Origin of the sequence: Flavobacterium hydrophilum (assembly GCF_003202405.1) — a bacterium.
Lineage (GTDB): Bacteria > Bacteroidota > Bacteroidia > Flavobacteriales > Flavobacteriaceae > Flavobacterium > Flavobacterium hydrophilum.
This window is the reverse complement of sequence record NZ_QJHL01000001.1, coordinates 1,207,254-1,220,370: the sequence shown is the minus strand read 5'-3', so window position 1 is coordinate 1,220,370 and position 13,117 is coordinate 1,207,254. Positions and strand designations below refer to the sequence as shown.

The window sequence follows — 13,117 nt, the reverse complement described above, 5'->3', positions numbered from 1 at the left end:
ACCCGAAAAGATAAAACACAAACATAATCAAAAAAGCAATTCCTAAAAGAATTGCTTTTTTACTCTCTTATATTTACAAAGATGTTTACGTAAATTAGAATACAAATCATAGTATTTACAATGAAGTTATTACAAACAACGGTAATTAAGTTTTATTCCCACTAGCGCTCGTTTGTGCGTCATTCTGGTGGTCGATTGCATCGAGTACCTACTTAATAACTTTTTTACTCTCTGATACTTAGGTAAGCTTATATTGAAATACAAAATACAGCTTTTACAACAAAGTCATTTGTAAAACAGAAGTAATTAAGCTTACTTCTGTTTTCAAAAAACAAAAATTCTCGTTCCAATAAGACCAAATCGGTCATTTGAAAGAAAATCAGATAAATACAGATTAGAATAAAGCCTAAAATAACTAAACATCAAAAAGGTACTATTTAAATTAATGACATTGCGCTTGCGCCAGCTAAGGGGCTGTCTTTGAGACATATTTGAGCAGCCGGGGGTTATTTTTTTGTTTCTAATTCTTTTTCTATTACAGACAATCTTTCGGCAAGTGATTTGTAATTTTCATTCTCTTTTTTCAAATACTCTATTTCTTTTTGTTGTTCGATTGCATAGAGCGTCAATTCCTCGATTTTTTTCAGTAATACGCCATTCATCTCACCTAACTTTAGTCCTTTTGAAGTAATTTCTGCAGCTGAAGGAACTTCTGGCAAATGGTGATTGGCTTTTGTGTAGGACTCAATTTCTGCAAGAGTAGGTAAATTATAACCAGGATTCAGAGTTGATTTTCCGGTATAATGCTTTTCAAAAACATAATCTGGCCAACCGAGCAAATTTACCCGCACTTCTTTAGCGTGAACGATACCATTAACAGCCAGTTTATCAGTAGAATTCATAGCGCCGCCAATACCTACATTGCCGGAAATATTGGTATTACCACTAACATTAAAAGTTCCTCCATTACCCAGACCAAGTATGTCTGTAGTATTAAATGAAATATTGCCATTTGGCGATATAGACATTCTGTCTAATTGATCGCTGCTACCAAAACCTCGTCCGCCTTTAATGCGAAATGAAGTATTTTCTAACACATTTACACCAACCGAATACTCATTTGTAAAAATTTGTGACAACCCATCTATATCTCCTTGTAGGTATGTGTTGTTACTTGTTAGGAACAAACCGTTGGGGTCACCAAGTATAGAACCTCCTCCTAAATACAAGCCAAAGTCAGTAGCCACACGAATATCTCCATTAACCTGCAAACAAGACGAATCATTAGAAGTTAAACCGTTTACTACTAACCCATTATTAAATGTTTTAGTCCCCGAAAAGGTTTGCTCTTCTCTTGTAACCACCCCTCTGGCAGTTGCGCTGGCATCTGGAACATTTAATGTAATCTCTGGTGTTGTAGTATTTTGCTCAACTCCACCATTTACATCTTTACCAGAGTTACCTATAAATAACTGAACGCTGGTAACCTGACCAAAAGATATTGTTATTGAAAACATTAATGCTAGTAATAAAATTATTTTTTTCATTTTAATTAAAAAGGTTATGTTTATGATTTTTTTGAACACATTATTTTTTACTTAATACTATCAGGACTCTGGCGTATTTTTCTGTTAAATATATTAATTTAAAAAGAATCTTAAAGAAAAAAAACAAGAATATACTTGTTTAAATTTACTCCTGTTTAAATTATCCTGATGGTGCAGATATATCAAGGCAACGATAGCGGAAATGTTTTCCAAGCCGACTTGGTTTGGAAATCAAAAATTTAATTTGGATGCAAATACGAAATCCTAAAATATAATCTTCAACAAACTGGTTAGATATTTCAATACTTCCCGCGCTACAACTAAAAAGCTTCAGATCACTCTGAAGCTTTTTGGTTTTGATTGACTTATAAAAGCATTCTCTGCCAGCTAGAAGAAAACACGATTACTTTATTTATATAATTTAGAAGTTAGAAAACCCCAAAACTGCACATTTCTGTAACAGTAATGAGGCCCGCTAAACTATATAGTAGCCGATTCAAATTGTTTAAGATCTCTGGTGTTTTTTTGCACAGCGAGCGCAGAAAACATTCCTAATACAAAGGACATCCCGAAAAATCCCTTTTCACTTAATAATAAATCGGCATTCCAAAGACCAATTATTAGTAATACTATTGAAGCAATGGTGCTAAACCAGCTTATACTGTAATATAAATCCGTTACGGGTATCCCTTCCAGCCTGTCACGCACACTTTTTTGTACTGATATTACCGAGAAAAGACCAAAAAGGAGAATGGTAAAATAGTATCCTTTTTCATTGTAAGCCATATCCGAATTGTAAAGACCAATACAATAGGAGGTCATCCCTGTAAGTAACGTCATCCAGGATGCGCCGATAAAAGCGGCACTTGGCTTTAATGGACTATAGCCATTATTTAATCTTGCATGTTGTAATTCTGAATTGTTGTTTGATTCATTTGATTTTAGCGGTTCCATAATTTTGTGTTTTATAATTATGAAGCAAATGTCAGCATGAAACAGGAGTTATAAAAATCAATTTATTTATAAAACTGATGATATAAAAATGATTTTTATTATTTTTACTCTGATAAAACCACACTTATGAATGCACTTCAGGAAATAGCAAATATGATGAATGAAACTGAAAAAAAGGCATTCATACAGTATCTTTCAAAAAAGAATAAGCGCAAAAACACAGGCAATACAGAATTGTTCAATTCTCTAAAAACTGACGATATAAAATTTAAAAAAAAGACTTTAGAAGATAAAAAAAGTGCCGATGCCTATCATGCTCTTAGAAAAAGACTCTATGACAGCCTAATTGATTTCATGGCTAACCGGAGTTTTGAAAATGATACTTCACAGGAAAACATCATACTTCGTCTTATAGTTGTAAGCCGTTTATTTTTTGAACATAAACTTATAAAAACGGCTTTCAAATGCCTTGCAAAAGCCGAAGAGACTGCATTGAACATTGAACATTTTAGCCTTCTCAATGAAATCTATCTGACTCAGATACAATTCGCTCATTTCAATCTGTCGGAACCAATCGAAAAAATAATAGAGAAGTTTAAAGCAAATAAAAAACAGCTCGAATATGAAGAACAGCTTACTTTAGGCTATGCAGTTTTACGTCGTGAACTTGCTGCTATTTATCACGAAGGACGAATAGTCGATTTTCAGGCGCTTATAAAAAACACTATCGAAACACATGGAATATCATTACAACAGGGATTAACTTTTAAATCTTTGTATCAAATATTATTTATTGCAAATGAATATGCTTCCATAAACAACAATTACGCACTTATACAGCCTTTTGTTATTAAAAGCTATCGGTTCATTAGTAAAAAAACCGATCTGACAGACAGACATTTATACTATCATATATACATCCTGTATTTTATAGCTAACTTCTATTTTCGGAATGGTCAGTTTACGGAGTCTCAGAACTATCTTAATTTGATGTTTAATGAACTTCAGAAACAATCCGGCAAGTATTATCAGCGTTTCTGCCTTAGGTATTTTTTATTGTTGGCTTTTAATGAAAATTATATTGGGCATCCTGAAAAAGCAATAGAAATTGCAGAAAAAGCCCTTTCTTCAAACAAAAAAACAGATCCTAACGACAGTAATGACATTCGCATTATGCTTATAGTTTTTTATATACAGCAAAATGCAGGACGTAATGCTGTAAAAGAAATGGCAAAATTAAACCATACTGACAGTTGGTACGAAAAGAAAATGGGCATGGACTGGACAATAAAAAAGTGTCTTATCGAAATCCTTCTGCATGCACAGCAGGAAAATACAGAACTGGCTTTATCCCGAATAAAAAGTTTTAAACGACGTTATAAAAAATACCTCTTAACGGTAAACGAAGAACGCGTTATTCAATATCTATTGTTTACAGAGCAATATGTAATGAAACCCGAAATTATTCAAACACAAAAATTTCAAAAAGCAATAGAAGATTTTATAATTTCAGCAGAAAGCGGTCCTAAGGATATTTTAATCATGAGTTTTTTATCCTGGCTACTTGCAAAAGCGAGAAGAAAAAAACTCTATGAAACAACCTTAAATTTACTCACAACATATTTCCCTGCTATACATGCTGTACAATGATTAAAATTACTTTTTTAAGCAAGATGATTAAAATCCGGAAAATTTAGAATCCCTGACTTTTAAAACTATTAATTCCAATGTTTATCATCCAAAATCTATTATTCATTCCTAAAAACGAACAATCTTATCTAAATCTTCAATAAATTGATCCGATTTTTTTAGACGTTCGAATCTCTCCAAAACAAAAAAATTGTCTAAACATTTCCTCTGCTTTCATCAGAAATACTCTGGAAACTAATTCCATTTGCCTGAATATTGTCTCCTGCCCCATTCCTTAAACGGATTTCCGTCAAGTAGTTTCAAGCCTTCATTTGTAAAAGTATATGCGCTTGCATCACATAACAACCCAGCGAATTTAACTTTTTCACAATCTTTAGTTAAAAAAAAACCTACAAAAACAGGTATTTCTACCTATAAGTATCTGATTATTAATAAATAAATTTGACATAGATATTACAACATTATCTTCTAAAGTTATATAATTCAGGCAGATAATGCGAAGCTGCTGTATTGCTCAATAAATGAATGAGAAGCAACTAATCGCTGACTAAGATCACATACAGGAAAAGAATACGTTTAGGAAAATAAAAATGTACTATTCCGGAACTGATATCAACTAAACTTAAAGAATTGGAAACACTGTTAAATTATTCTAACAGTGTACTTAAAGTTAATGGTAAGTTGGAAAAAGGACTTGTACGGAATATTTAAGTTTAATAAACTTTAAAAGGAGGTCCAGGAAGAGTCTAATACTTTAACTAATTCTACAAACAAAATGGGACTATCTTCTACTATAAGTGAATCATTCAAAAAACACACTTATTCGATAATAACAGCAATAATTATTGCTTTGTTAACATTTGGTTATCTCTATTATATTCTTCCAAATAATGAAAGAAAGGAGGATGCAAAAAATATAGCCATTTTAAAAGGTATCGAAGAGCAGTTAAAAACCTACATAGACGATCAGGTAAATTACATTAGTGAAAACAAAATGGACAGCCTGAAGCTTTCCAGATTTAAAGGTTCACCTACTGTTTATATTGATACAATAATAATTAACAAAAATAAATTCAAACAATTAGAAGATGGGACAATCAGGTTATCAAGATATATTAATTTATCTGTTTCATCTAAAAATTTAAAAAACACCCTTACTCAAAAAGATATAAATATTTCTGACAGTATCAACATTGACTTAACCAGGTTTTTGACTAAAATTAATTCTATAACATATTTTTCTTCATTTTACATTTGTCCAATCGAAAACGGAAGCTGTCAGTCACATAAATCTTTTATATCCAAAAATGTCACTTTAGCTGATCAGGATAGTTTGATTAAATACAGTAGAAAAAATGGTCCTTTTGGCTTTAAAGAATCTGTAAAACGCTATTATGCTGATCAAATAAAAATTCCAAGAACCAGTTATTCAATATATTTAGCGGCGGGCATTGATAACTCTGCATTTCAGACCAGTATTAGACAAATTGACACTGACCTGTTGATTTTCAGCTTGCTTTTGATTGTTGTTTTAATATTAGGAATCAATTTTATAAAACCAATTGTAAGCAGCTACACAGAAAGGCTAAGCCAGACAGATTTGGTTGGTGTTGCATTTTCTATAGGCGTTTTGATTGCGGTTTTTGTTGCATTTGGAATATTATCATATTGGAATATTGCTGTAAAATCCCGAAGTACAAATGATTTAGAAAAGTTAGCAAAAAATATCGACTCTTCATTCAGCAGACAAATTATGGCCTATCAAAGTTGGACCACAAATCCAATGATGAAAGAAGAATGGAACAGTTCTAACAATAAATTTTTTGGAATTTCTTTAAAAAAGATTTCAGGAACTACTTCAGGAAATGAAAAATCGGGCATAAAAAAACGCTCTCCATTACTTAAAAAAAATACTGTAAAGACTGATAAAAAATCTGATGTAATAAGTTTTAAAGAAAGTTCGAAGTTATTTAACTATTTAGACAGTTATTTCCGCATGGACACTAAAGGGTTAATAACGACTGATTTGAGCACCACAGTTCCTGATATACGCAGAAAATATGCTGATAGAATGTATTTTCAAATACTGAAACAGAAAAACCTGAATAACCAAAAAATAGATAAGTTACTTACAGCAGTATTCTCCAGAGAAAACAATAAATACCAATGGATATATGCTGAAAAAAATCCAAAATTAAAAGACAAAGGAATTACTAAAGGCATCGCTTTCAGACAATATTTCTCGGAAGAGCTAACCCTGCCTCCGGGGACAGGTTATATGCTTATAGATAGAAAGGGAGAGGTTCTTATGCAAAATGATCCCGAAAAGAATTTATATCAAAATTTACTTAACGGATCAAAAAAAAATCTTGAACTGATAAGTTTGTTATCCGGCATAGACAAAAAATCATTTGAGATGGAGTATCAGGGTACACTTTATCAGGTATATGCAAAAAAATTAAGTATCAAAGTAGATTCTCCTATATATATTCTGGGAATTCGTGATTTATCTCATCTCAATCGCTTATCGATGTTTACTTTTAGTAACGGATTTTTAATTTCTCTTTTTTATGGTTTTTTCATATTAGTAATTACATATTTCTATTCAGCTTATTTTTACGCTGGCCGGCTCAGCCTGTTTTCAAACCATCACTTTTACCATCTTTTCCCTGATAATACAAGAGCTTATCAATATAAAAAGTTATTACTAATAAATTCTGCTGCGATAGCATTGGCTATTATAATGTCTTTAATATCTTCTCCATCAATAGCATTTGTTTTCTGTATATTGGTTGGTGTTAATTTGGTTTTGATCAACTTAATAACATTAAATATTCGTACTTCTAACCCTGGGAAAGATCTTTTCACATTATTACTGCTTTCCTTTGTATTTGGTACTTGTTTTCCCTTGATTTTGTTCTCTTACTGCAATTTATATTTTGCGATAATAGCTCTTTTTGTTACTCATACCAGTATAATCAATTATTATAGAGGCTGGAGAGAAAGAGAGAAAAAAGATCTCAATACTTTTAAAGATCTGAATGAAGGAGTTAAGAGAAAAGCTTATACCAGATTTCTAACAGCCAGATTATTGTACCATTTTGCTGTCTTTCCTTTTGTTTTAATTAGTGCATTTTATGTTAATGAAATGAATGATTTTGCACGTTACTTTTGTTCGTCAGATCAGGTTAAAGTACAAAATAAAGAATCTGAAAAAAACATTATAAATGCTTACAGCTGTAATTGTACAGTAGAAAGTAAACAACCATTACTATTAGCTAATTGCAAGGATGACATAATTCAAAGAGCAAATCTTAGGTTTTTGGATCGTCCGGCTATGTTTGAAATTAAAAATTTCACATTTAATTCTCTTAATAACAAATACTATCTCAACTCGACAGCAATTGTAAAAAGTGGAAACCTATATGATTTCATTTTTATCGTTTCTTCTTTATTTATTACACTCATTTTTCTTACCGCTCTAATCTATTATTTACTCAATTTTTATAGTAATCGTTTCTTTTTTTATGATCTGATGCAGGCCGCCTATGAAAAATATTATCCCTGCAAAAAAGAGCCGTTGGCTAATGATCATATTTTTATTCCGATGGTGAATTATAATGATATTAAAAAATTAATTGAGAAATCCGATAATCAGCTAACGACACCAATAAATCAAAAGAATAATATAACTGTCAATGAAGTCTTTGATAAAGATAATGGTAATGAAATTTCACCAGCTTTAAGAATGGACTTTATACTGAACTACAACAACGAAAAATTTGCTGAAACCTATAATAAAGTTTGGGATTCCTTACCAAAAGACGATGAAACCCGTAATGTCCTTTTTGATTTTGCTCAGGATCATTTTGTAAACTATAAAAATAAAAATATCCTGATGAATCTTATGGAAAAAGGAATAATTGACAGTCATCAATTAACAGGGAGACTTAAAGTTATGAGTCTGAGCTTTAGAATTTTTATCTTATCTAAAAGTAAGAACGATGAAAAATTTATCCAGGATTTTAAAGATGAAAGCAAAAACGGCACATTCAGCAAATTGAAAATTCCAATTTTTATTGTCGCGATCAGCGCATTGATCTTACTAATGTATCTTAACAAAGACAGCTATGACCGAGTTGCTGTAATGGGAGGCAGTATAGTTTCTGTGATTGCTTTAATTAACAAATTCCTTGAAGCCAATAAAAGTCTGTGACAGAATTAGATAAATTATTTTAAAACAAATAATCAAAATATAATAACAGTTTAATTTTTACAATATGCCCAATCATACCTTTGATATTATTCCTTTTAAAACCCTTGACGGTTTTGAATGTAATCTGTGGAGAGTAAAGCATGACGGCTCTAAACATCGCGGGCCTGTGCTTCTGGTACATGGAGCAGGAGTCCGTGCTAATATTTTTAACCCTCCCAATGAAATAAATTTATTGGATATACTTGTCGACGCAGGTTATGATATATTTCTTGAAAATTGGAGAGCAAGCACTGAATTTCCTGCTAACAAATGGGATTTAGATATTGTAGCTATAAATGATCATCCTGCAGCCGTTCAAAAAGTATGCGAAGTTAGTAACTCAAAAACCTGCAAAGCAATTATTCATTGTCAGGGCTCAACAAGTTTTATGATTTCAGCTGTTCTTGGCCTCGTCCCTCAGGTTACTACCATTGTCACAAATGCAGTTTCACTTCATCCTGTTGTACCAAATTGGTCGCGGGTAAAACTAGATGTAATTCTTGAAATGGCAAGTCTGATAACAAATTATCTCAATCCTGAGTGGGGCAATAAAGCTCCTGATTTTCGTTCTAAATTTTTCAAAGCACTGGTTCTCTGTACCCATTTTGAAAAAGACACAACAGTTGGAAAATTTGTAAGTTTTGTTTATGGCTCAGGCTTTCCGGCATTATGGGAATTAAAAAACCTTACTAACGAGACTAAAGAGTGGATAAGAGGTGAATTTGGTCCTGTCCCAATCCATTTTTTCAGACATATAAGGAAAGGTGTTCATCATGGTTCCTTGGTTTCTCTTGATGGCAAAAAACATTATGCTGATTCCAAGCCTGCCACCACTGCCCGCTTTATCTTTTTTACAGGTAAACTCAATAAATGCTTCAAAAGTAAAAGTCAGGAAAATTCTTTTAACTATTTCAATAAAATAAAACCCGATTATCATAAACTATATGTCTATGACACCTATAGCCACTTGGATATTTTTCTGGGTAAAAACGCCCATAAAGAAATTTTCCCAGCCATGATTGAAGAATTGAATACCTGAATTAACAATTTAAACAACAACAAAATCTAAACTTATGTCAATACCTAAACGGATTAAAAATTATGAAGGCCGATATGCTATGGTTGATAGTATACCTTTTAAATTGCCTGTAAATGCTACAGAATCACCTGCAATTATGGTCGGCTTTTTATGTGACTACGAAAAGGCAAAAGCTTTGATGCCCGGAAATGAACTGCACCCTGTAAAAGTTTTTGGCGGTAAGGCTGTTTTTATGGTAACAGTAATTGATTATCGCCATACTACTATTGGAAAATATATAGAATATAGTTTGGCACTGGCAGTAACCAGAGGCCGTAAACCTGCTCCGGCATTCCTTCCGGCATTAATGATGAAAACATTTAAGACAGGGCAGTTTATTTTAGACCTGCCTGTAAGTTCTGAAATATCAGTTAAAGGCGGAAAGGGAATTTGGGGAATGCCAAAACATAAAGCCAGTCTCGATTTTATAATAACACAAAACCAGGTAAGTGCCCAATATGAAAAAGACAATCAGTTTGCTTTCAGAATTGAAATAGACAAACCGCAAAAAACAAATTTTCCAATAAATATCGGTGCGACCAATTACAGCCATTTTCGCAATATGCTGATGGCATCCTACATTTATTTTAAAACAAAAGCCGGAATTAGGATCGGAAAAAATGCAACTGGCCGATTATATATCGGAGACCATCCCCGAACAAAATTTTTAAAAGAATTACAAATTCAGAGCAAACCGTTTTTTACCATGTACATGCCTGAAGCAAATGGAGTACTGGACGATCACTTTGAAAGCTGGTTTATAACTTATGACAAACAGCCTGAAAAAGTGACTCCTGAAGGTTTCGAAAGCGTATTTGATCTGAAATTGGATGAGGACTGGTTTCCGGCGCCTTCAATCACCGATTATGAAAAATTTAAAATTTAATTCTCTAATATAAAAACAGCATTATGAAAATAAAACAAACCTTAATTGACATCAATAACGCTTACATATTTTTTTGTTCCTCAGTATATCTGGGGATGTTCTGGACGCTTCATTTTTTTTGGTTTCCACATTACCCCTCTACATTGAATATTTCTAATTATTATGATGCCATTATTCCACAAACAGAAACAGCAACTAAATATTTTTTTGTAACCATTCCTATTATGTCAGTTGCTTTAGTAATCATGCTGATTACAGAATGGAAAGGAAAACTTAAATGGGTTCCATTGTTATGGATACCTGGTCTATTGATACCTGTAGTAATACAACAAAAATTTATCGAAGACATAAACAACAAGTTCAAAGAAGGCGTAAAAGATATGGCTGTACTTCAGGAATTATTAAAAGACTGGATGTTTTACAACGATCTCCGTTTTTATATACTTACCGTAATGTGGGGAGTGACTATGTATTTCTTTATAGCTAAAGCACGCAGATCTTAGGCTTTAGAGAAGTTAAAACCAAATAATAAAAATGTAACGACATGAAAAAGTTTATACGAATTATTCTTCTTTTAATTTCCATAACTACTTTATTATCCGGTATTATGCAAGTAATTGTACCTGCTGTGGTTTTAAATTTTGTAGGTGCGGCTATTGATACTACAACTGAACAGCTATTTGCAACCATTGGCATGTTTATGTTTCTTTTTGGAGCTATGATGATCCATGCATTGTATAATGAGAATGACAACCGGGTTGCAATAATTTGGTCAGGTCTGCAAAAACTAGGTGCTTCTGTTGCTGTTTTTATCGGGATAATAAAACACGTTTTTATACCTCTTGCAGCTGTTGTTGCGGTATTTGACTTACTGTCAGGCTTACTGTTTTTTTATTATCTGAAAACATTAAAAGATTATGCGGTCAGCTAATTACTTTTTTTATTATACCTATATAGGGTTAGTTATTGCAGCCGGCTTCTGGGGAGCTTTTATCAATCCGTACTTTGATTATCGCCTGCTGTTTGATTTTGACACACAATCTTTACCTGATTTTCAGCGCATAAACATGATGAGCCAGTATCGGTTTCTTAGAGCAATTGAATTAGGTTTTGGCCTGTTTTCAATATTATTTGTTAAAAATGTTTTCAGTGAAAAAAAATTCAACAGTTTTTTCATTATCACTATGGGCGCAGGAGTACTCTCAAGGATTATTTCTATTGTAATGGACGGTTCTCCCAGCTTTTTGATGTATTTCTTTTTGGGATTTGAATTAATCGGTGTATTGGTAATTTATTTTTATTCACTCAAACTTATTGCACAAAATGACATCACTTAAAGACAGCATAACGAACACAGGTTTAGACGAAGTTAAACGTTCCCTAATACTGGCAGGTGGCGGTGCACGTCTTTCGTATCAGGCAGGTGTGATAAATGCATTGGCAGAAGAAGGTATAAATTTCAATCATTTTGACGGTACTTCCGGCGGGATTTTCAATACTGCCATGATATGCTCTCATATTACTCCAAAAGAGATGGCTGTGCGCTGGCGAAAAGTAAACGTCATGCATTTTTCATCATTGCTTCCTTTCAAAAGTTATTTCTCAAAAAAGAATTTTAATGCTCTTGGCGATGCAGATGGAATCATCAATAAAATCTTCCCTGCATTAGGAATTGATATTAAAAAGATGAACGCAAACACCTCAATTGATGCAACTTTTAATGTCTGTAATTTTTCAAAGAAAACAATTGAAGCCCTTTCTAATCAGAATGTAACACTTAAACATTTAGTAGCCGGTATGTCATTACCTATTTTCATGCCAGCCATAAAAATAAACGGAGACTGGTATACTGATGCAGTCTGGATTAAAGATGCAAACATAAACGAAGCAATAAAACGAAATCCTAACGAAATCTGGTTAGTCTGGGCAATCGGAAATTCACATGAATTTTTAAACGGCTCATTTAACCAATACGTTCACATGATAGAAATAAGTGCAAACGGCGGTTTACTTCTTGAATTGGAACAACTGGAAATGATCAATAGCAAAAAAGAAAATGAAAAAATTGTTCTGCATGTCATAAAACCTGAGTTTCCGTTGCCATTAGATTCTGATTTAATGTTTTATAAAATTAATGTGGATGAATTAATCAATCGTGGTTATGCTGATGCAAAACATTACCTGCAAAACAAATCAGAAAAAGGTGTAAATCCTGATTACAAAGCATCATTAATGAAAGAACCCGGGATTTCATTAAATTTTAGATCTCAATTTTCCGGAATGATAAACTGGAAACTTAAATCAATCCATTTCTCACTGAATATTAGTTTCAATTTTAGGTTAATTGCTAATGATTTGGTTTTACGCGCATATGGATCACTTTCATTTGACAACAGTATACACAGAATCTCAACATACAATAATAAAGTAACCATTAATCACCATGAGAATATTTTAATTTATGAAAGCAGCTTTGTTTTTGAAGATGAAGTTTTTCATTTACAATGTTACCTGGATTTAATTAGCCAATATGATGTATTGTTAGGTATGGAATTCAAAAAAGCCCATTGCGCCATACAGAATGATAAATTTCCGAAACCTGTTTCATTTACTTTAAAACAGCCTGCATGGATCCGGATAAAAAACATCCCTTTCATTCACATAAACAGTAACAATGGCTGGTTGGGCAGGCAAAAAGAAAAATTTAGAATACTCAAAAAAATTTATAACTAAATATCATACATCTT

General features: G+C 32.5%; 10 protein-coding genes. 8 read left to right on the top strand and 2 right to left on the bottom strand.

Annotation, left to right across the window (positions count from 1 at the left end; translation table 11 throughout):
- Positions 1-506: 506 nt before the first annotated feature.
- Together DMB68_RS04700 and yiaA are read right to left on the bottom strand one after the other, a co-directional pair.
- Positions 507-1,517, bottom strand: a complete 1,011-nt coding sequence (locus DMB68_RS04700; protein ID WP_124019386.1) for a hypothetical protein — start codon at positions 1,515-1,517, stop codon at positions 507-509.
- A 510-nt stretch (positions 1,518-2,027) separates the two neighbouring features.
- Positions 2,028-2,501 carry an inner membrane protein YiaA gene (gene yiaA, locus DMB68_RS04695; RefSeq protein WP_110345484.1) on the bottom strand — a complete coding sequence of 158 codons (474 nt, stop codon included), beginning with the start codon at positions 2,499-2,501 and terminating at the stop codon, positions 2,028-2,030.
- Between the two features lie 126 nt (positions 2,502-2,627).
- Here yiaA and DMB68_RS04690 point away from each other — a divergent pair, with 126 nt between their 5' ends.
- From DMB68_RS04690 to DMB68_RS04655, 8 genes are all read left to right on the top strand, one after another.
- Entirely contained in the window at positions 2,628-4,151 is a 1,524-nt protein-coding gene (locus DMB68_RS04690) for a hypothetical protein (protein ID WP_110345483.1), read from the top strand.
- Between the two features lie 775 nt (positions 4,152-4,926).
- Positions 4,927-8,367: a hypothetical protein gene (locus tag DMB68_RS04685; RefSeq protein WP_110345482.1), complete on the top strand. Its 3,441-nt coding sequence runs from the start codon at positions 4,927-4,929 to the stop codon at positions 8,365-8,367.
- 64 nt (positions 8,368-8,431) lie between these two features.
- Entirely contained in the window at positions 8,432-9,445 is a 1,014-nt protein-coding gene (locus DMB68_RS04680; protein ID WP_110345481.1) for an alpha/beta fold hydrolase, read from the top strand.
- Positions 9,446-9,479: 34 nt separating this feature from the next.
- The gene (locus tag DMB68_RS04675; RefSeq protein WP_110345480.1) at positions 9,480-10,370 is read left to right on the top strand and encodes an acetoacetate decarboxylase family protein; all 891 of its coding nucleotides are present in this window, start codon (positions 9,480-9,482) and stop codon (positions 10,368-10,370) included.
- A 23-nt stretch (positions 10,371-10,393) separates the two neighbouring features.
- On the top strand, positions 10,394-10,873 hold the full coding sequence (locus DMB68_RS04670) for a hypothetical protein (protein ID WP_196783679.1): 480 nt from the start codon (positions 10,394-10,396) through the stop codon (positions 10,871-10,873).
- Positions 10,874-10,914: 41 nt separating this feature from the next.
- Complete coding sequence (locus DMB68_RS04665) at positions 10,915-11,301, top strand: patatin (RefSeq protein WP_124019385.1); 387 nt, start codon at positions 10,915-10,917, stop codon at positions 11,299-11,301.
- Positions 11,288-11,707, top strand: a complete 420-nt coding sequence (locus DMB68_RS04660; protein WP_110345477.1) for a DUF4345 family protein — start codon at positions 11,288-11,290, stop codon at positions 11,705-11,707. The genes DMB68_RS04665 and DMB68_RS04660 overlap by 14 nt, the downstream gene beginning before the upstream one ends.
- A complete protein-coding gene (locus DMB68_RS04655; protein WP_110345476.1) occupies positions 11,694-13,103 on the top strand; it encodes a patatin-like phospholipase family protein in 1,410 nt (469 codons plus the stop codon). The genes DMB68_RS04660 and DMB68_RS04655 overlap by 14 nt, the downstream gene beginning before the upstream one ends.
- Positions 13,104-13,117: the final 14 nt, after the last annotated feature.

Coding starts and splice junctions, on each gene's coding strand:
- DMB68_RS04700 (WP_124019386.1), bottom strand. CDS start 1,517: ATGTTTTCAATAACAATATCTTTTGGTCAGGTTACCAGCGTTCAGTTA.
- yiaA (WP_110345484.1), bottom strand. CDS start 2,501: ATGGAACCGCTAAAATCAAATGAATCAAACAACAATTCAGAATTACAA.
- DMB68_RS04690 (WP_110345483.1), top strand. CDS start 2,628: ATGAATGCACTTCAGGAAATAGCAAATATGATGAATGAAACTGAAAAA.
- DMB68_RS04685 (WP_110345482.1), top strand. CDS start 4,927: ATGGGACTATCTTCTACTATAAGTGAATCATTCAAAAAACACACTTAT.
- DMB68_RS04680 (WP_110345481.1), top strand. CDS start 8,432: ATGCCCAATCATACCTTTGATATTATTCCTTTTAAAACCCTTGACGGT.
- DMB68_RS04675 (WP_110345480.1), top strand. CDS start 9,480: ATGTCAATACCTAAACGGATTAAAAATTATGAAGGCCGATATGCTATG.
- DMB68_RS04670 (WP_196783679.1), top strand. CDS start 10,394: ATGAAAATAAAACAAACCTTAATTGACATCAATAACGCTTACATATTT.
- DMB68_RS04665 (WP_124019385.1), top strand. CDS start 10,915: ATGAAAAAGTTTATACGAATTATTCTTCTTTTAATTTCCATAACTACT.
- DMB68_RS04660 (WP_110345477.1), top strand. CDS start 11,288: ATGCGGTCAGCTAATTACTTTTTTTATTATACCTATATAGGGTTAGTT.
- DMB68_RS04655 (WP_110345476.1), top strand. CDS start 11,694: ATGACATCACTTAAAGACAGCATAACGAACACAGGTTTAGACGAAGTT.